Below are 18654 nucleotides of genomic sequence, written 5' to 3'. Positions count from 1 at the left end.
CGGCGGTGAGCCAGGCCAGCGCCGGCCTCAGTCCGGCGCCACCAGCCGGAAGCCGACCCCCCGCACGGTGCGCAGGTAACGCGGCTTCGCCGCGGACTCGCCCATTTTGCGGCGGAGCCAGTACAGGTGAACGTCGATGGTCTGGTCCTCGCCGACCGATGGCTGCCGCCATACCTCCTCCAAGAGTTCCCGCCGGGACACTACCCGGCCGGGACGCGCGGCGAGATACGCCAGCAGGTCGAATTCCTTGCGGGTCAGGGCCAGGGACTCCCCGTCCAGCACCGCGCTGCGCTCACCCACGTCCACCCGCAGGCCGCCGACGGTGTGCACGGCCGGTTGCACGGTACGGCTGGCCCGGCCGGCCCGGCGCAGCACGGTGGTGATCCGGGCGTCCAGGTGGGCGCCGGTGAACGGCTTGACCATGTAGTCGTCCGCGCCGGCCCGCAGCAGCCGGACCACCGACTGCTCGTCGTCGCGGGCGGTGGCGATGATGATCGGCACGTCGGTGATGCCGCGCAACATGCGCAGCGCGTCCGATCCGTCCAGGTCCGGCAGGCCGAGGTCGAGCACCACCAGGTCGGGCGTCTCCGCCGCCACCCGGCGCAGGGCGTCCAGCGCCGTGCCGACGGCGTGCACCGCGTGCCCCCGGTCCGTCAGCGACCGCAGCATCGCGCCACGGACGACGTGGTCGTCTTCGACCAGTAGGACGGTTGCCACGTCAGCACCGTACTCGGCGTGGCAAGTCGATCGCGTTGCGGCGGTCCGGGGAACCGGGCAAGCTGGGACGACGATGACGTTCACCCTCTTCCCCGACACCCGCCTGACGCTTGCCCGCGACGCGCTGGCCGGCCTGTCGGTGGGGGACGCGCTCGGCTCCCAGTTCTTCGTCCCCGGCCGGCGCCCGGCCGACCTCGCCGAGGGCCGGCTGCCCGCGCCGCCGTGGGAGTGGACCGACGACACCGAGATGGCCTGCTCGGTGGTGGCCGAGCTGGCCGCCGCCGGCCGGATCGACCGGGACCGGTTGGCGCTGGCGTTCGCGCAGCGGTGCGAGCCGTACCGGGGCTACGGGCCGGGCGCGGTGACGATCCTGCGGTTGATCCGCACCGGCACTCCGTGGCCGGTGGCCGCCGCGTCGGCGTTCGACGGTCAGGGCTCCTGCGGCAACGGCGCGGCCATGCGGGTCGCCCCGCTCGGCGCCTGGCACGCCGACTCCATCCGACGCGCCGCCGAGCAGGCCCGCGCCTGCGCCGAGGTGACCCACGCCCACCCCGAGGGCGTCGCCGGGGCGGTGGCGGTGGCGGTGGCCGCCTCGCTGGCCGCCCGGGCCCGGCTCGACGGCACCCGGCCCGAGCCGGCCCGGCTGCTCACCGCCGTGGCCGGCGCGCTGGACCCGGCCGGCGAGGTGCACCGGGGCGTACGCCGGGCCGCCGCGCTGCTCGGTCGTCCGCCGGCCGAGGTGGTCGAGGCGGTGGGCAACGGATCGCGGGTCACCGCACAGGACACCGTCCCGTTCACGCTCTGGGTCGCGGCCACTCTGCTGCACGACTACCCGGCCGCGGTCCGCGCCTGCGTGGAGGCCGGTGGCGACGTCGACACCACGGCCGCGATCGTCGGCGGGATCGTCGCCGCCCACACCGGCGTCGGCACGCCCGGCGGCGTACCCGAGGGCTGGCTCACCGCCCGCGAGCCCCTGCCCCCCTGGCTCACCGCCTCCACCTGACCCCGCCCCCGGCGAGCTCAAGATCTTGGTACGGGACGGCCCCCTGGGGGCGCCTTCGTACCAAGATCTCCGGCGTTCCGGCATCGTGGACGGCTGGTTTCGGTTGGCGGGGGATCGTGTGGTGGGTCGGGAGGGCGGTCAAGGGCGTCGGCCCGGGGCGCCTGCGGTGACGGGCTCGCCGGAGGTCGGAGCGTCGGTCGCGGGGTCGGCGTCGCGGTCGGCGGCCGGGGCGGGGGAGTCGGCGGTGTCCGACGGCAGGGTCAGCGCGCCCCGCCGGCGGCGGCTGAGCAGCCAGCCGATCGCGGCCCCGCCGGCCAGCCCGGCGAGCAGACCGCCGCCGAGCAGCAGGTCCGCGCTCGGCCCGTCGTCGGTGGCCCCGGCCGCCGGGCCCCCGGCGGTCGCGCCGCCCGGTGCCGCGCCGTCCCGGCCGCCGCCGACGGCGCCGTGGCCCCCGTGCGCCGCGCCGCCCGCACCGGCGTCCCCGCCGTGCGTGACGGCGCCCGACAGCGGCGGCAGCAGCGCGACCGTCGGCGCCGGGTGCGCCCCGCCGGCCGGGTCCGCCCAGCGCACCACCGTGCCGTCGGCGTACGTCTGCACCACGGTGAAGACCAGCCGGTCGGTGGCGGGCATCGGGCCCATGCCGAGCGGCAGCCGGGCCGCCCCGGTGCCGCCGCCGGGGACCCGGAGCCAGGTCACCGCGTGGGTCACCTGGTTGAGTTCGGAGGCGTGGATGCCGGCGACCGGCTGGTCCAGGTTGCGGGTGGTGATCGTCGGCGCCCAGTCCGGCACGGACAGGGGATAGACCTCGCCGATCGGGGCGTCCGCGGGCATGGTCAGCTCGATCTTGGTGGTCCGGGTGCCGGGACGGTCCGCGGGCACCACCACGGACAGCTCGATCGCGTCGCCCTGGTGCACCTCGCCGGGGGAGGTCGTGACGGTCACCCCGGCGGCGGCGCTCGCGGCGCCCGGCCAACCCACCGTCCCGGCGAGCGCGGCGGCCAGCAGTGCCGACGCCCATCGGCCCTGACGGGTCATCCTCATGGTCGTCCCCATCCTTCTCGACTGGGGTCGGTACCGGCTCCGGCCCCACCCGGTAGTTCGGTCGGGAGGACGGAAAGGTTCAACGTCGCCCGCAACTCGTCGTCCGGGGCGTGGCGTCGGCGTCGGCCGGGCTCCGGCCGACCGATAGCATCGCAGGGGCCGGTCACCGGCCCACCCGTACCTCGACGACAGGAGTCACCGTGTCCGCACCCCGTACCCCCGTCGTGGCCGACCCCGTCGTCGTCGCCGCCGGGACCACGGCGGCCGACGCGGTGGCCGCGGCCGGCCTGCCCACGACCGGGCCGAAGGCGGTCGTGGTGGTCCGCGACCCGCAGGGCCAGCTGCGCGACCTGGACTGGAAGCCGGCCGAGGAGACGGCGGTGGAGCCGGTCGGGCTGGACACCCCGGACGGGTTGGACGTGCTGCGCCACTCGACCGCGCACGTGCTGGCGCAGGCGGTGCAGGACGTCTTCCCGGAGGCGAAGCTCGGCATCGGCCCGCCGATCGAGAACGGCTTCTACTACGACTTCCAGGTCGGCAAGCCGTTCCAGCCGGAGGACCTGGCCAAGCTCGAGAAGCGCATGCAGGAGATCGTCAAGTCCGGTCAGCGGTTCCGCCGGCGCCGGTTCTCCAGCCTCGACGAGGCCCGCGCCGAGCTGGCCGCCGAGCCGTTCAAGTTGGAACTGATCGAGGTCAAGGGTGAGGGGCTCGACTCCTCCGAGGTGATGGAGGTGGGCGGCGGCGAGCTGACCATCTACGACAACCTCGCCGCCAACGAGGAGAAGGTCTGCTGGTCGGACCTGTGCCGTGGCCCGCACCTGCCGAACACCCGGCTGATCGGCGCGTTCAAGCTGATGCGCTCGGCCGCCGCGTACTGGCGGGGGTCGGAGAAGAACCCGCAGTTGCAGCGGGTGTACGGCACCGCGTGGCCGACCCGGGACGAGCTGAAGGCGTACCTGAAGCTGTTGGAGGAGGCCGCCCGGCGCGACCACCGCAAGCTCGGCGCGGACCTCGACCTGTTCAGCTTCCCCGACGAGATCGGCTCCGGCCTGGCCGTCTTCCACCCCAAGGGTGGGGTGCTCAAGCGGGTGATGGAGGACTACGTCCGCACCCGCCACATCGAGGAGGGCTTCCAGTACGTCGGGACGCCGCACATCTCCAAGGAAGGTCTCTTCCACACCTCGGGACACCTGCCCTACTACAAGGACACGATGTTCCCGCCGATGGAGATGGAGGGCAGCGACTACTACCTCAAGGCGATGAACTGCCCGATGCACAACCTGATCTACCGGTCGCGCGGGCGCTCCTACCGGCAGCTGCCGATCCGGTTGTTCGAGTTCGGGTCGGTCTACCGGTACGAGAAGTCGGGCGTGATCCACGGTCTGACCCGGGTGCGCGGCTTCACCCAGGACGACTCGCACTCCTACTGCACCCAGGAGCAGGCGCCGGCGGAGATCAAGCACCTGCTCGGGTTCGTGCTGAGCCTCCTGCGTGACTTCGGCATCGACGACTTCTACCTGGAGCTGTCCACCCGGGACGACAGCCGCCCGGACAAGTTCGTCGGCACCGACGCCGACTGGGCCACCGCCACCGCCGTGCTGGAGCAGTGCGCCCTGGAGACCGGGCTGGACCTGGTGCCGGACCCGGGCGGCGCGGCGTTCTACGGCCCGAAGATCTCGGTGCAGGCCAAGGACGCGATCGGCCGGACCTGGCAGATGTCGACCATCCAGTACGACTTCAACCAGCCCAAGGGCTTCGGGCTGGAGTACCAGGCCGCCGACGGCACCCGGCAGCAGCCGGTGATGATCCACTGCGCCAAGTTCGGCTCGATCGAGCGGTTCATCGGCGTGCTGACCGAGCACTACGCCGGCGCGTTCCCGGCCTGGCTCGCCCCGGTGCAGGTGGTCGGCATCCCGATCCGCGACGACCACGGCGACTACCTGGAGGACTTCGCCGCGACGCTGCGCCGGCAGGGGATCCGGGCCGAGGTCGACCTGGGCGACGACCGGATGCAGAAGAAGATCCGCAACGCCCAGCAGCAGAAGATCCCGTTCATGGTCATCGCCGGTGACGACGACGTGGCGGCCGGCACCGTGTCGTTCCGCTACCGGGACGGGTCGCAGCGCAACGGCGTACCGCTGGACGAGGCGGTGGCGCACATCCGCGAGGTCGTCGAGTCGCGCACCAACAGCGGGCCCACCGCCGCCGTCGCCGAGGAGGCGGTCGGATCGTAGGATCGCCGGTGTGACAGGGGCGGAGCGGGACACCGGGTACGGCGGCGACGGCGGGCTGGCGGACGGGCTGGACCGGCTCTGGACGCCGCACCGGATGACCTACATCTCCGGTGAGGACCGGCCCGAGGGCGGATACGAGAAGCCGACCGGCTGCCCGTTCTGCCTGGCGCCCGGCCTGCCGCCGGAGGAGAGCCTGGTGGTCGCCCGGGGCGAGCACGTCTTCGCGGTGCTCAACCTCTATCCGTACAACCCCGGGCACCTGCTGGTCTGCCCCTACCGGCACGTGGCCGACTACACCGACCTCGACGCGCCGGAGACGGCCGAGCTGGCCGCGTTCACCAAGGACGCCATGCGGGTGGTCCGGCACGTGTCCAGCGCGCACGGGTTCAACCTGGGCATGAACCAGGGCGGGGTGGCCGGCGCGGGCATCGCCGCGCACCTGCACCAGCACGTGGTGCCGCGCTGGGGCGGCGACGCCAACTTCATGCCGGTGATCGGCCGCACCAAGGTGCTGCCGCAGCTGCTCGCGGACACCCGGGACCTGCTCGCCAAGGCGTGGCCGGCCTGACCGGGCCCACCCCGACAGTACGATCTTGCGCATGGCCCTGCTGCACCGCGCGGAACTGCGCCCCTCGAAACTGGAGCTGCTCGTCGGCTGGCTGCCCGGCCGGTCCTGGTTCGCCGGCGCGGCCGGCGCCCCGGTGACCCGGGTCGCGGCGTACCGCTTCGACGACCCGGCCGGCGAGGTCGGCATGGAGACGCTGCTCGTGCGGGCCGGCGAGGGTCCGGTGCTGCAGGTGCCGCTGACCTACCGGGGCGCGCCGCTGGCCGGCGCGGAGCGGTTCCTGGTCGGCACCGTGGAGCACTCCGTGCTCGGGCGGCGCTGGGTGTACGACGCGTGCGGCGACCCGGTCTACCCGCCGGCGCTGGCCGCCGCGGTGCTCGCCGACGCCGGCCAGGCGCAGGAGTACTTCGAGGTCGACGGCGAACGGCAGGTACGCGAGCCGAGCATGACCGTGTCGGGCAGCCGCACCGACCGGACGTGGCCGGCCGGCCCGGCCGCCGAGGTGGTGGACGGCGACCCGACCCTGATCCGGGCCGGGGGCGCCGAGCTGGCCCTGGTCCGGCGTCCCGTTCCGGCCGACACCGACGCCGTCGGTGCGCCCGTCGCGGGCCGGCTCACCGGCGCCTGGCCGGGGCAGGACGCCCCGGTGCTGCTGGCCTACGCCGGCTGACGTCCCGGCCGGTTCGCCTGTTGCGGGTCACCGGTCGCCTTCCGACCCGCGTCCGTGGCCCGGCCCTCGGGGCGCTTCCCCGGCCCGGCGTGGCCCTGCCCGGCCCGGCGTGGCCCTGCCCGGCCCGGCGTGGCCCTGCCCGGCCCGGCGTGGCCCTGCCCGGCCCGGCGTGGCCCTGCCCGGCCCGGCGTGGCCCTGCCCGGCCCGGCGTGGCCCTGCCCGGCCCGGCCCGGCCCGGCGTGGCCCGGCTCGGTCGGCTTGGCCCCGGCTCGGTCGGCCTCGCCCGGCGTGATCGGCCTGCCCGCGCCGGCAGGCCTGCCGGCCGTCACGTGCACCTACCGCCCCCGAGCGATATACCGGAGAGTCATACTTATGACTCTCCGGTATATCGCTCTCCCCGAAAGGCTTTCCCTCTCCCGTTACGCCGGGTGACCGTGGTCGGGCACCCGGGGTGACGAAGCCGCCCACGCGTGCGGGGAAGGTGACAGGATTCGGCGATGGGAGTCAGCACGCGGCCGCTGGGTCGCAGCGGCATCGAGGTGAGCGCACTCGGCATGGGGTGCTGGGCGATCAGCGGCCCGTGGGCCGAGGGCGCCCGGCCGCTGGGCTGGGGTGCGGTGGACGACGACGAGTCGGTGCGGGCCGTCCGCCGCGCCCTCGACCTCGGGGTGACGCTCTTCGACACCGCCGACACCTACGGCGCCGGGCACGGCGAGCGGGTGCTCGGGCGGGCCCTCGCCGGCCGGCGCGACCGGGCGGTGATCGCCACCAAGTGGGGCTACACGTTCGACGAGCGGACCCGGCAGGCCACCGGGGAGAACGCCTCGCCGCAGTACCTGCGCCGGGCCGTGGTCGACTCGCTGCGCCGGCTGGACACCGACCGGATCGACCTCTATCAGCTGCACCTCGGCGACCTGCCGCTGCCCCGCGCCGAGGCGCTGGTCGGCACGCTGGACGACCTGGTCGCCGACGGGCTGATCCGGGCGTACGGGTGGAGCACCGACCGGGCCGACCGGGCCGCCGCCTTCGCCCAGGTCGCCCGCGGCGCCGCCGCCGTGCAGCACGCGCTGTCGGTGCTCCGGGACGCCCCGGCCATGCTGGCCACCTGCGACAAGCACGACCTGGCCAGCCTGGCCCGGGGTCCGCTCGGCATGGGACTGCTCACCGGCAAGTACACGCCGGAGTCGACGCTGCCCCGCGACGACGTACGCGGCCTCGGACCGACCTGGCTGGAGTGGTTCCGCAGCGGCCGGCCGGCCCCCGAGTGGCTGCGCCGGGTGGCCCGGGTCCGGGACGCGCTCACCGCCGACGGCCGGACCCTGGCCCAGGGCGCGCTCGGCTGGATCTGGGCGCGCAGCGACCGGGCCGTACCGATCCCCGGCGCCCGCACGGTGGCCCAGGTCGAGGAGAACGCGGCCGCGCTGGCCCGGGGCCCGCTCGCGCCGGACCACTTCGCCGAGGTGGAGCGGCAACTGGCGGCGGTACGCTCGGCCGCCCTCCGCGACGCCGACCGCCCCCACTGGCCGATGCCGCCGGTCCCCTCCGCCCGCCCCTGACGGGACCGTCAGGACCGGGTGGAGGACTCCTTGCGGGCCTGGTCGGCCAGGTGGGCGGGCATGGGCTCGTGGCGGGCGAACTCGCGCCGGAACGTGCCGGTGCCGGCGGTCATCGACCGCAGCTCCACCGCGTACCGCAGCAGCTCGGTGGCGGGCACCTCGGCGCGGACCAGGGTGCGGCCCTCGGCGTCCGGGTCGGGCTCGGTGCCGAGCACCCGGCCGCGCCGCCCGGACAGGTCGCCCATCACCGCGCCGACCGAGGAGTCGGCCACCCGGACGGTGATCTCGTCGACCGGTTCCAGCAGCGTCGGCTGACCCTTCTCGGCGGCGTCGCGCAGGGCCAGCGCGCCGGCGGTCTGGAACGCGGCGTCGGAGGAGTCGACGCTGTGCGCCTTGCCGTCGACGAGCGTCACCCGCAGGTCGACCACCGGGTGACCGGCGACCAGGCCGCGCTCCATCTGGGCCCGGACGCCCTTCTCCACCGAGGGGATGTAGTTGTGCGGGACCGCGCCGCCGACCACCCGGTCGACGAACTCGAAGCCGGCGCCCCGGGGCAGCGGCTCCACCTCGATGTCGCAGACGGCGTACTGGCCGTGGCCGCCGGACTGCTTGACGTGCCGGCCGTGCCCGCGTGCGGCCGTGGTGAGGGTCTCCCGCAGCGCCACCCGGACCGGTTCGGTCTCCAGCTCGACCCCGCCGCCGCGCAACCGGTCGAGCACCACGTCCGCGTGCGCCTCGCCCATGCACCAGAGCACCAGCTGGTGGGTCTCCGGGTTGCGCTCCAGCCGCAGCGTCGGGTCACCGGCGACGAGCCGGGACAGGTTGCGCGCCAGCGCGTCCTCGTCGGCCCGGCTGCGCGCCACCACCGCCACCGGCAGCAGCGGCTCGGGCATCTCCCAGGGCGCGACCAGCAGCGGCTCGTCCTTGGCGGAGATGGTGTCGCCGGTCTCCGCGCTGCCCGACTTGGTGACCGCGCAGAGGTCACCGGCGACGCAGGCCGGCACCTCGCGCAGGGTCGCGCCGAGCGGGCTGTAGACGTGGCCGACCCGCTCGTCGGCGTCGTGGTCCGGGTGGCCCCGCTCGGCCATGCCGTGCCCGGACACGTGGATCACCTGGTCGGGGCGGAGCGTGCCGGAGAAGACCCGGACCAGCGAAACCCGCCCGACGTGGCGGTCGACAGTCGTCTTGACCACCTCGGCGACCAGCGGGCCGTCCGGGTCGCAGGTCAGCGGGGGCGGGGCGAGCCGTCCACCCCGGTGACCGCCGGCAGGTCGTGCTCCAGCGGCGACGGGAACGCCGTCACCAGACCGTCGAGCAGCGCGTCCAGGCCGACCCCGGTCTCCGCGCAGACCGGCACCACCGGGTAGAAGTGGCCGCGGGCGACCGCGGTCTCCAGGTCGGCGATGAGGACCTCCGGGTCGATCTGCTCGCCCCCGAGGTAGCGGTCCATCAGGGTCTCGTCCTCGCTCTCCGCGATGATCCCCTCGATCAGCTCGTCGCGTGCCTCCTGGATGGCCGGCAGGTGCTCCGGGTCCGGCTCGCGCACCGCCGCCGGCAGCCCGGCGGAGTAGTCGAACACGCGGCGGGTGATCAGGCCCATCAGACCGGCCACCGACTCGCCGTCGTCGCCGAGCATGGGCAGGTAGAGCGGCAGCACGTTGTCGCCGAAGACCCGCTGGCAGAGCGCGACCGCCTCGTCGAAGTCGGCGCGCGGGTGGTCGAGCCGGGAGACGGCCACCGCGCGCGGCATGTCCACCGCGGCGCACTCCTCCCAGAGCGCGGCGGTGGCGGCGTCCATCCCGTCCACCGCCGAGACCACGAACAGCGCCGCGTCGGCGGCGCGCAGCCCCGCGCGCAGCTCGCCGACGAAGTCGCCGTAGCCCGGCGTGTCCAGGAGGTTGACCTTGACGTCGCGGTGCATCAGCGGGGCGCAGGCCAGGCTCACCGAGCGCTGCTGGCGCACGGCGGCGGGGTCGTGGTCGCAGACCGTGGTGCCCTCGGTGACCGAGCCGGCGCGGCCGATCGTGCCGCTGGCTGCCAGCAGCGCCTCGACCAGGGTGGTCTTGCCCGCGCCGGAGTGCCCGACGAGCACCACGTTGCGAACCCTGCCGGGTTCGGTCACCACCGGCGCGCCGCCGGTGACACCCTTCTCGTTCTTCTGCGCCATCGCGGCGCACCTCCCTCAACCGGTGGTGGTGGCGACCGCCGCGGGCGACGGGGGAGCGGACCCGGACGGGCGCCGCGGCGATATTTTCCGGTGATCTGCTGCTGGACGGGAACGCGGACCGGTGATCCGGTGAACTGGCTCACCTCCTGGCTCGATCTCACACCCGCGCCGGTGCCGGCACAAGGGTCGTCGGGCGGGTCGTCCGCCCGGCTGTGTCCCCGGCCGCTGCCGGCCGTTATCGTGGGACCGCCATGGCGAAGATCTTCCAAGTGACGGCCCGCGCGGGCATGACCCGCGTCGTGGAGCCGATCGCGCGCGGACTGCTCCGCGCGGGCGTGTCCCCCAACGCGGTCACCGTGACCGGCACCGTCGGCGTGCTCGTCGGCGCGCTCGGCTTCGGCGCGCGCGGCCACCTGGTCGCCGGCGCGCTGATCGTCACGGTCTTCGCCCTCACCGACCTGCTCGACGGCACGATGGCCCGGATGAGCGGCGGCTCGACCCGGTTCGGGGCGTTCCTCGACTCGAGCATGGACCGGGTCGCCGACAGCGCGGTCTTCGGCGCGGTCGCCTACTGGCTGGCCACCGAGCACGACCACTCCGGCGTGGCCGCGGCGCTGATCTGCCTGGCCGCCGGCGGCCTGGTCTCCTACGTGAAGGCCCGGGCCGAAGGGCTCGGCATGACCTGCAACGTCGGGATCGCCGAGCGCACCGAGCGGCTGCTCATCGTCGGCGTCGGCGGCCTGCTCACCGGCGTCGGCGTCCGCCCCGCGCTGGAGATCGCGCTCTGGCTGCTCGCCGCCGTCTCGATCTTCACGGTGGGGCAGCGGATGGCCCACGTGTACCGGCAGGCCCAGCGGGTCGGCGCGGAGTGAACCTCACCGAGGCGGGCTTCGTCGCGGGCTGGCGCCTGATCCGGGCGCTGCCCCGGCCCGTCGCGGCCGCGGCCTTCCGGGCGGGCGCCGACCGGGCCCACCGCAGGGACGGCGGGGGTACGCGTCGACTGCGCGCCAACCTGCGCCGGGTGGTGGGCCCGGAGCTGCCCGAGGCGGAGCTGGACGCGCTGGTGCGGGCGGGCCTGCGCTCGTACGCCCGCTACTGGATGGAGGCGTTCCGGCTGCCCGGCCTGGACCGGGCGGAGATCCTCGCGGGATTCCGCCTCGACGGCGCCGACAAGCTCGCCGCGGACGTGGCGGCCGGGCGCGGCGCGGTGGTGGCGCTGCCGCACGCCGGCAACTGGGATGCCGCCGGCGCCTGGGTGGCCGCCACCGGCTGGCCGATGACCACCGTGGCCGAGCGGCTTCCGGACGGCGTCTACGAGCGGTTCGTCGGGTTCCGGGAGGGGCTGGGGATGGAGATCCTGCCCAACCGCGGCGGCCCGCGTCCCGCGTTCGACGTGCTGGTGGACCGGCTGCGCGCCGGTTACGTGGTGCCCCTGCTCGCCGACCGGGACCTGTCGGCCCGGGGCGTGGAGGTGGACTTCTTCGGCGGCCGGACCCGGATGCCGGCCGGTCCGGCGCTGCTGGCCATCCGCACCGGCGCCCCGCTCTACGTGGCCTCGATGTGGTACGAACCGGACGCCGCCTGCGCCTCGATCGACGGCCCGCTGCCGCTGCCGGCCGAGGACAGCGCCCCGCTGGACGCCCGGGTCCGCGTGGTGACCCAGCGGATTGCCGACGGTCTGGCGGCGGGCATCGCCCGGCATCCGGAAGACTGGCACATGCTGCAGCGGATGTGGCTGGACCAGGGTCCGCAGGGCGCGCCCACGTCGGCGCAGCCGCCGACCACCACCGGGACGGTCTAGAGGGGGCGCAAGTGCGGATCGGCATCGTGTGCCCGTACTCCTTCGACGTCCCGGGCGGGGTGCAGAACCACGTCATGGACCTGGCCGAGGCGCTGCTCGGGCTCGGCCACGAGGTGAGTGTGCTGGCCCCGGCCGACGAGGACGCGCCGTTGCCGCCGTACGTGGTGTCGGCGGGCCGGGCCGTGCCGCTGCCGTACAACGGTTCGGTGGCCCGGATCGCGTTCGGCCCGGTCTCCACCGCGCGGGTGCGCCGTTGGATCACCCGTGGCGACTTCGACGTGCTGCACGTGCACGAGCCGCTCACCCCGAGCCTGTCGATGCTGGCGGTGCTCTGCGCCCGCGGCCCGGTGGTGGCCACCTTCCACACCGCGATGACCCGCTCCCGGGTGCTCTCCGCCGCGCAGGGGGTGCTGCGGATCGTGCTGGAGCGGATCACCGCCCGGATCGCGGTCAGCGCGCTCGCCCGCAAGGTGCAGGTCGAGCACATGGACGGCGGCGCGGTGGAGATCCCCAACGGCGTGGCGGTGGCGAAGTTCGCCGGGGTGGCGCCGTTGCCCGACTGGCCGGGGGAGTGCGGCCCGGGCGCCGGCGGCACGCTGGGGTTCCTGGGCCGGTTCACCGAGCCGCGCAAGGGCTTCCCGATCCTGCGCGACGCGTTCGTCGCGCTCGCGCCGCGCCGCCCCGGGCTGCGCCTGCTGGTGGCCGGCCCGGGCGACGCCGACGAGCTGTACGGGCGGTTCCCGGCGGACCTGCGCGAGCGGGTCACGTTCCTCGGGCTGGTCTCCGAGGCGGACAAGGCACGCATGCTGCGCAGCGTGCACCTCTACGTCGCACCGAACACCGGCGGGGAATCCTTCGGGATGATCCTCACCGAGGCGCTCGCGGCCGGCACCACCGTGGTCGCCAGTGACCTGGACGCGTTCCGCCGGGTGCTCGACGGCGGGCGGGCCGGCCGGCTCTTCCCGACCGGCGACGCGGTGGCGCTGGGCGCGGCGCTGACCGAACTGCTCGACGACGACGGCCAGCGGGCCGGGCTGACCGCCGCCGGCGACCAGGTGGTGGCGAATTTCGACTGGCCCGTGGTTGCCCGCCGCGTTCTGGAGGTATACGCAGCCGCGATCGAGGCCACCGACGGCCGGGTCATGGACCAGGAGTGGGCGGGGCTGGGCTGACCGCGGTGGCCGGTGGGGCCGCTGTGACGAGCGCGTCGACCGGTGCCCGCGCCGGCCGGCCGGGATGAGGAGCAGCACTACGATGCCGGGCATGTGGTGGGTGGTGGGCGCGGCCCTGGTGCTCGGGCTGGTCTCGGCGTACCTGATCTGGACCTCCGGCCGGGTGCAGCGGCTGCAGGTCCGGGCGGACTCGGCGGCCCGCGCGCTCGACGCGCACCTGCTCCGCCGGGCGGCCGCCGCCGCGGTGCTGGCCGAGCAGCGGTACGGCGTGGAGCTGTACGCCGCCGCCCGGATCGCGCTGGACGCCGCCCCGGAGGAGCGCGAGGCCGCCGAGAACGACCTCACCCGGCAGTTGCGCGCGGTCCGGCTGGACCCGGACGACGCGGCCTGCGCGGCGGTGATCGCGGCGAGCCGGCGGCTGGCGCTGGCCCGGCAGGTGCACACCGACCTGGTCCGGGACGCCCGGTCGGCCCGGAGCCGTCCGGTGGTGCGGCTGTTCCGGATGGGACGGGGGCGGGAGTGGCCCCGCTACTTCGACATCGACGACCCGACGGTGGTCCCGCGCGCGGACGTCACCACCGGCTGACCGGGCCGGGGCTCGTGACGGCGGCCACAGGGCAGGCCACCGGGGGGCCGATTGGCTGTCGGAGCGGCGTCGCGCCGGTCGTAGCATTCCAGCGCAGCCCCCTCCCCAGCCCGTCGAGGAGCGATGACCCGTGTCTGAATCCACCGCACCGACCACCGACGCCACCGTCGGCACCGCCCGCGTCAAGCGCGGCATGGCCGAGATGCTCAAGGGCGGCGTGATCATGGACGTGGTCACCCCCGAGCAGGCGAAGATCGCCGAGGACGCCGGCGCCGTGGCCGTGATGGCCCTGGAGCGCGTGCCGGCCGACATCCGCGCCCAGGGCGGCGTGTCCCGGATGAGCGACCCGGACATGATCGACGGCATCATCTCGGCCGTCTCCATCCCGGTGATGGCCAAGGCCCGCATCGGCCACTTCGTCGAGGCGCGGATCCTCCAGGCGCTCGGCGTCGACTACGTCGACGAGTCCGAGGTGCTGACCCCGGCCGACTACGCCAACCACATCGACAAGTGGGCGTTCACCGTCCCGTTCGTGTGCGGCGCGACCAACCTGGGCGAGGCGCTGCGCCGGATCACCGAGGGCGCCGCGATGATCCGCTCGAAGGGCGAGGCGGGCACCGGGGACGTCTCCAACGCCACCACCCACATGCGGAAGATCCGGCAGGAGATCCGCCGGCTCCAGTCGCTGCCGGCCGACGAGCTGTACGTCGCGGCGAAGGAGCTGCAGGCCCCGTACGAGCTGGTCAAGGAGGTCGCCGAGCGGGGCAAGCTGCCGGTCGTGCTGTTCACCGCCGGCGGCATCGCCACCCCGGCGGACGCGGCCATGATGATGCAGCTCGGCGCCGAGGGCGTGTTCGTCGGTTCGGGCATCTTCAAGTCCGGCAACCCGGCCCAGCGGGCCGCCGCGATCGTCAAGGCGACCACGTTCCACGACGACCCGGACGTGCTGGCCAAGGTGTCGCGCGGTCTGGGCGAGGCGATGGTCGGCATCAACGTCGACGAGATCCCCCAGCCGCACCGCCTCGCCGAGCGCGGGTGGTGAACCGAAGGAAGGGCCCCTTCTTAACGCCTCCGGTAGAGGCGGGGCCCCTTCTTAACATCTCGAAGGGAGCGGTGTGACCGGACCGGTGATCGGCGTGCTCGCGCTTCAGGGCGACGTACGCGAGCACGTCGCGGCGCTGGCCGGCGCGGGCGCCGACGCCCGGGCGGTGCGCCGGCCGGGCGAGCTGGACGCGGTCGACGGCCTGGTGGTGCCCGGCGGCGAGTCGACCACGATCAGCAAGCTGGTGGACATCTTCGAGATGCGCGAGCCGATCGACAAGCGGATCGCCGCCGGCATGCCGGTCTACGGCTCCTGCGCCGGCATGATCATGCTGGCCACGGAGGTGCTGGACGGCCGCCCCGACCAGCGCGGCTTCGCCGGCATCGAGATGACCGTCCGGCGCAACGCGTTCGGCCGCCAGGTCGACTCGTTCGAGGCGCCGGTGACGCTCGCCGGGGTCGACGGCGAGCCGTTCCACGCGGTCTTCATCCGCGCGCCCTGGGTCGAGCGGGTCGGCCCGGGCGTGGAGGTGCTCGGCCGGGTCACCGACGGCCCGGCGGCCGACCGGATCGTCGCGGTCCGCCAGGGGAACCTGCTGGCCACGTCGTTCCACCCGGAGCTGACCGGCGACCTCCGCCTGCACCGTCACTTCGTCGACGTGGTCCGGGCCGCCGCCTGACGGCCGCCGACCACGCCGAGCGCGGCGCCGGCCGTCGTGGCGGTGCGCCCGTGGGTGCCGGCCGGCCGTGGCCTCGGTAGGATTGCCGGGTTCGGCTCCGGCGCGGGCTGCGGACGCGGGCGTGGATCACTAACGGAGGTACTCAGATGTCCGGCCACTCAAAGTGGGCGACCACCAAGCACAAGAAGGCCGTGATCGACGCCAAGCGCGGCAAGATGTTCGCCAAGCTGATCAAGAACGTCGAGGTGGCGGCCCGCACCGGCGGCGGCGACCCGGCCGGCAACCCGACCCTCTACGACGCCATCCAGAAGGCGAAGAAGAACTCGGTCCCGAACGACAACATCGACCGCGCGGTCAAGCGCGGCTCCGGGCTGGAGGCGGGCGGCGCCGACTGGCAGACGATCATGTACGAGGGCTACGGCCCGAGCGGCGTGGCGATGCTGATCGAGTGCCTCACCGACAACCGCAACCGCGCCGCCACCGAGGTGCGCACCGCGCTGACCCGCAACGGCGGCTCGCTCGCCGACGCCGGCTCGGTGTCGTACATGTTCTCCCGCAAGGGCGTGGTGATCGTGCCCAAGGCCGACACCAGCGAGGACGACGTGATGATGGCCGTCCTCGACGCCGGTGCCGAGGAGGTCAACGACCTCGGTGAGGCGTACGAGGTGGTCTCCGAGCCGGGCGACCTGATCGCGGTGCGCACCGCCCTGCAGGACGCCGGGATCGAGTACGAGTCGGCCGAGTCCTCCCTGATCCCCAGCGTGAACGTTCCGCTGGACGAGGAGGGCGCGCGCAAGATCTTCAAGCTGATCGACGTGCTGGAGGACTGCGACGACGTGCAGAACGTCTACGCCAACTTCGACGTCTCCGACGAGGTGATGGCCGCGGTCGGCTGACCCGGACCGCCACGACGGCCCGACACCCGGACCTCCCGGGTGTCGGGCCGTCGTCCATGGTGGACGTCGCGATGCTCGTCGCGGCCCGTCGTCAGTCGCTCGTCGCGCGCTCGGCGATGGCCGGCAGGGCGCGCGCGAACGAGGCGAGGCTCTTGTACGGCTCGCCGTCCAGCACCCGCGCGGCCAGCCCGAACGGGAAGCCGGTCACGCCCAGCGCGGAGACCGCCGGCGCCCCCGGCGACCTCTCGTGCGTGACCCACTCGCCGGCGTAGGCGCGGACGACCACCTCGCCGGTGTAGGCCCCGATCAACCGCCACCACAGGTCCAGGCGCTCCGCGGCGAGCGGACCCTCGGCGATCAGGTCGGCGCACACCCCGTCGAGCGTCGACAGACTCTCGGGCGACCAGTCCAGCCGGTGGCCGAACTGCCGGGACACCAGGTCGACGCACTCGTCGGCGAGGGCGCGCAGGTGGGTCGGGTCCGTACTCATGGTCGGCGATCTTCGCACAGGTCGGACCGGCTCCGCCGCCCCGCCGGCCGGTCCCGGGCCGGGCGGGGCGGCCGCGGTCAGCCGACCGTCTCGCGCTGCCGCCAGGCCGCACGCACCGACGTCCGCCCGTTGGTGCGCAGCAGCGAGCCCTGGTAGATCCGCGCCCCGGCGGCGAGGAAGCCGGCCGCCGCGACCAGCAGCAGCGCCAGCGCCACGAACGGCTCCCAGGTCGCCGCGTCGCCGGTGAACAGCCGCACCGGCATCGCGGTCGGCGCGGACAGCGGCAGGTACGACAGGATCCGCATCGCGGTGCCGTTGTCGTTGAGGAACACCACCGCGAAGAACGGCGCCATCACCGCCAGCTGCACCGGGGTGGACGCCCCGGCGATGTCCTCCTGCCGGTTCACCAGCGCGCCGGCCGCCGCCCACATCGCCGCCAGCAGCAGGAAGCCGAGCAGGAAGAAGGGCACGAACCAGCCGAGCGCGGGGGCGACCAGGTCGAGCAGGTCCCCGCCGCCGGTCAGCCGCAGCCCGGTCACGGCGGCGACCGCGATCAGCGCCACCTGTCCCAGCGCCAGCGCGCCGGCGGCGACGATCTTGCCGGCCAGCAGCGCCCGGACCGGCACGGCGGCGACCAGGATCTCCACGATCCGGGTCTGCTTCTCCTCGGTGACGCTCTGCGCGACCTGGATGCCGAAGGTCTGGGACATGATGAAGAAGACGAACGCGAAGGCGAACGGCACCAGGTAGGCGGTGACCGGGTCCACCGCGTCGGGGTCGAGCAGCCGCACCTGCGGTGCCACGCTGAGCGCCTGGACCACGTCGTCCGGGGCCCGCTGGTCGCCGAGCACGGTCGGGCCGGCGACCAGCGCCGCGTCCGCGTCGCCGTCGCGTACCGCCCGCTCGGCGGCCGCGTCGTCGGCGACCACGAGGACGTCCAGGCCGGCCGCGCGCAGCGGGCCGGCGGCCGCGGCGGGCGCCGCCACCGTGGACGGTCCGCCCTGCAGCATCGCCGGCAGCACCGTGGAGGCGATCGCGATGAGCAGGAAGACCAGGGTGCCGTAGAGGAACGTCTTGTCGCGCAGCTTGACCCTGATCTCGCGGGCGGCGACCAGCCGGGTGGCCTGGTAGGTGTTCACTGGTTGACCTCTCGGAAGATCTCGGCGAGGGACGGGGTGACCGGGTGGAAGGCGCGCACCGGGCCGCGGGCCAGCGCCGCGCGCAGCACCGACTGGTCGTCGACGGTGGGTTCCAGGTCGAACACCGCGCGGGCGCCGTCGAGGTCGACCAGCTCCACGCCGGCCTGGTCCCGCAGCCAGCCGGCGTCGCCGTCGACCACCAGCTCGAACCGGGGCAGGGTGTACGCGGCGCGCAGCTCCTCCCGGGGGCCGGCGGCCCGGATGGTGCCGCCCGCGATGATCACCAGGTCGTCGCAGAGCCGTTCCACCACGTCGAGCTGGTGGCTGGAGAAGAGCACGGGCGCCCCGGCGGCGGCCCGTTCCCGCAGCACCGCGACCACCGTGTCGACGGCGAGGGGGTCGAGCCCGGAGAAGGGCTCGTCGAGGATCAGCACCTCCGGGTCGTGCACCAGCGCGGCGGCGATCTGCGCCCGCTGCTGGTTGCCCAGCGACAGCGTCTCCAGCAGGTCGTCGCCGCGCTCGCCGAGGCCGATCCGCTCCAGCAGCGCGTCGGTACGCCGGCGCGCCGCCGGCGCGTCCAGCCCGTACAGGCGGCCGAGGTGGGCCACCTGCTCGCGGGTCGTCATCTTCGGGTAGAGGCCCCGTTCCTCCGGCATGTAGCCGAACCGCCGCCGGGCGTCCCGGGTGAGCCGGTCGCCCCGCCACGTCACCTGCCCGGCGTCGGGGGCGAGCACGCCGAGGATGATCCGCATCGTGGTGGTCTTGCCGGCGCCGTTGCCGCCGACGAACCCGGTCAGCCGGCCGGCGGTCACGTCGAAGGTGACGTCGGAGAGCACCTGACGTCCGTCGAAGCTGCGGTCGACGCCGTCCAGGTGGAGCACGCTGGTCATGCGCCC

General features: G+C 74.5%; 17 protein-coding genes and 1 pseudogene. 12 read left to right on the top strand and 6 right to left on the bottom strand.

Annotated features, from left to right (window positions below):
- Positions 1–27: 27 nt before the first annotated feature.
- Positions 28–717 carry a response regulator transcription factor gene (locus tag CO540_RS08440; RefSeq protein WP_018784999.1) on the bottom strand — a complete coding sequence of 230 codons (690 nt, stop codon included), beginning with the start codon at positions 715–717 and terminating at the stop codon, positions 28–30.
- Between the two features lie 73 nt (positions 718–790).
- On the opposite strand from CO540_RS08440, the gene CO540_RS08435 reads away from it, so the two are divergent.
- A complete protein-coding gene (locus tag CO540_RS08435) occupies positions 791–1720 on the top strand; it encodes an ADP-ribosylglycohydrolase family protein (RefSeq protein ID WP_099161591.1) in 930 nt (309 codons plus the stop codon).
- Positions 1721–1858: 138 nt separating this feature from the next.
- Here the strand turns inward: CO540_RS08435 and CO540_RS08430 are convergent, their stop codons facing one another.
- A complete protein-coding gene (locus tag CO540_RS08430; RefSeq protein WP_099161590.1) occupies positions 1859–2761 on the bottom strand; it encodes a YcnI family protein in 903 nt (300 codons plus the stop codon).
- A gap of 200 nt (positions 2762–2961) precedes the next feature.
- On the opposite strand from CO540_RS08430, the gene thrS reads away from it, so the two are divergent.
- From thrS to CO540_RS08410, 4 genes are all read left to right on the top strand, one after another.
- Entirely contained in the window at positions 2962–4995 is a 2034-nt protein-coding gene (thrS, locus tag CO540_RS08425; RefSeq protein WP_099161589.1) for a threonine--tRNA ligase, read from the top strand.
- Between the two features lie 10 nt (positions 4996–5005).
- A complete protein-coding gene (locus CO540_RS08420) occupies positions 5006–5563 on the top strand; it encodes an HIT domain-containing protein (RefSeq protein ID WP_371682275.1) in 558 nt (185 codons plus the stop codon).
- Positions 5564–5594: 31 nt separating this feature from the next.
- Positions 5595–6230 carry a hypothetical protein gene (locus tag CO540_RS08415; RefSeq protein ID WP_099161588.1) on the top strand — a complete coding sequence of 212 codons (636 nt, stop codon included), beginning with the start codon at positions 5595–5597 and terminating at the stop codon, positions 6228–6230.
- 497 nt (positions 6231–6727) lie between these two features.
- Positions 6728–7786: an aldo/keto reductase gene (locus tag CO540_RS08410; protein WP_099161587.1), complete on the top strand. Its 1059-nt coding sequence runs from the start codon at positions 6728–6730 to the stop codon at positions 7784–7786.
- An 8-nt stretch (positions 7787–7794) separates the two neighbouring features.
- On the opposite strand, the pseudogene CO540_RS08405 reads toward CO540_RS08410, so the two are convergent.
- Positions 7795–9953: pseudogene (locus CO540_RS08405) on the bottom strand (elongation factor G-like protein EF-G2).
- 251 nt (positions 9954–10204) lie between these two features.
- Between CO540_RS08405 and pgsA the strand changes: the two are divergent.
- The 7 genes from pgsA to CO540_RS08370 all read left to right on the top strand — a co-directional run bounded on the left by pgsA (position 10205) and on the right by CO540_RS08370 (position 16129).
- Positions 10205–10825, top strand: a complete 621-nt coding sequence (gene pgsA, locus CO540_RS08400) for a phosphatidylinositol phosphate synthase (RefSeq protein WP_091578233.1) — start codon at positions 10205–10207, stop codon at positions 10823–10825.
- Positions 10822–11754, top strand: a complete 933-nt coding sequence (locus tag CO540_RS08395; protein ID WP_099161586.1) for a phosphatidylinositol mannoside acyltransferase — start codon at positions 10822–10824, stop codon at positions 11752–11754. Before pgsA ends, CO540_RS08395 begins: the two co-directional genes overlap by 4 nt.
- A gap of 11 nt (positions 11755–11765) precedes the next feature.
- Positions 11766–12926, top strand: coding sequence for a glycosyltransferase family 4 protein (locus tag CO540_RS08390; RefSeq protein ID WP_099161585.1), 1161 nt, complete (start codon positions 11766–11768; stop codon positions 12924–12926).
- An 82-nt stretch (positions 12927–13008) separates the two neighbouring features.
- Entirely contained in the window at positions 13009–13512 is a 504-nt protein-coding gene (locus CO540_RS08385; RefSeq protein ID WP_091578224.1) for a hypothetical protein, read from the top strand.
- A gap of 130 nt (positions 13513–13642) precedes the next feature.
- The gene (gene pdxS, locus CO540_RS08380; RefSeq protein WP_099161584.1) at positions 13643–14554 is read left to right on the top strand and encodes a pyridoxal 5'-phosphate synthase lyase subunit PdxS; all 912 of its coding nucleotides are present in this window, start codon (positions 13643–13645) and stop codon (positions 14552–14554) included.
- Positions 14555–14627: 73 nt separating this feature from the next.
- On the top strand, positions 14628–15233 hold the full coding sequence (gene pdxT / locus CO540_RS08375) for a pyridoxal 5'-phosphate synthase glutaminase subunit PdxT (protein ID WP_091578217.1): 606 nt from the start codon (positions 14628–14630) through the stop codon (positions 15231–15233).
- Positions 15234–15379: 146 nt separating this feature from the next.
- Positions 15380–16129 (top strand): YebC/PmpR family DNA-binding transcriptional regulator, encoded by a 750-nt coding sequence (locus CO540_RS08370; RefSeq protein WP_099161583.1) that lies wholly within the window; start codon positions 15380–15382, stop codon positions 16127–16129.
- A gap of 91 nt (positions 16130–16220) precedes the next feature.
- On the opposite strand, the gene CO540_RS08365 is transcribed toward CO540_RS08370, so the two are convergent.
- The 3 genes from CO540_RS08365 to CO540_RS08355 all read right to left on the bottom strand — a co-directional run bounded on the left by CO540_RS08365 (position 16221) and on the right by CO540_RS08355 (position 18648).
- Entirely contained in the window at positions 16221–16619 is a 399-nt protein-coding gene (locus tag CO540_RS08365; protein WP_099161582.1) for a hypothetical protein, read from the bottom strand.
- Positions 16620–16696: 77 nt separating this feature from the next.
- Positions 16697–17758 (bottom strand): ABC transporter permease, encoded by a 1062-nt coding sequence (locus CO540_RS08360; protein WP_099161581.1) that lies wholly within the window; start codon positions 17756–17758, stop codon positions 16697–16699.
- Positions 17755–18648, bottom strand: coding sequence for an ABC transporter ATP-binding protein (locus CO540_RS08355; protein ID WP_099161580.1), 894 nt, complete (start codon positions 18646–18648; stop codon positions 17755–17757). The genes CO540_RS08360 and CO540_RS08355 overlap by 4 nt, the downstream gene beginning before the upstream one ends.
- Positions 18649–18654 lie beyond the last annotated feature (6 nt).

Source organism: Micromonospora sp. WMMA2032 (genome assembly GCF_002688545.1).
In the GTDB taxonomy this organism is placed as follows: Bacteria; Actinomycetota; Actinomycetes; order Mycobacteriales; family Micromonosporaceae; genus Micromonospora; species Micromonospora sediminicola.
This window is presented reverse-complemented; position numbering and strand designations above follow the sequence as displayed.

Coding starts and splice junctions, on each gene's coding strand:
- CO540_RS08430 (WP_099161590.1), bottom strand. CDS start 2,761: ATGAGGATGACCCGTCAGGGCCGATGGGCGTCGGCACTGCTGGCCGCC.
- CO540_RS08410 (WP_099161587.1), top strand. CDS start 6,728: ATGGGAGTCAGCACGCGGCCGCTGGGTCGCAGCGGCATCGAGGTGAGC.
- CO540_RS08415 (WP_099161588.1), top strand. CDS start 5,595: ATGGCCCTGCTGCACCGCGCGGAACTGCGCCCCTCGAAACTGGAGCTG.
- CO540_RS08365 (WP_099161582.1), bottom strand. CDS start 16,619: ATGAGTACGGACCCGACCCACCTGCGCGCCCTCGCCGACGAGTGCGTC.
- CO540_RS08355 (WP_099161580.1), bottom strand. CDS start 18,648: ATGACCAGCGTGCTCCACCTGGACGGCGTCGACCGCAGCTTCGACGGA.
- CO540_RS08370 (WP_099161583.1), top strand. CDS start 15,380: ATGTCCGGCCACTCAAAGTGGGCGACCACCAAGCACAAGAAGGCCGTG.
- CO540_RS08385 (WP_091578224.1), top strand. CDS start 13,009: ATGCCGGGCATGTGGTGGGTGGTGGGCGCGGCCCTGGTGCTCGGGCTG.
- CO540_RS08435 (WP_099161591.1), top strand. CDS start 791: ATGACGTTCACCCTCTTCCCCGACACCCGCCTGACGCTTGCCCGCGAC.
- pgsA (WP_091578233.1), top strand. CDS start 10,205: ATGGCGAAGATCTTCCAAGTGACGGCCCGCGCGGGCATGACCCGCGTC.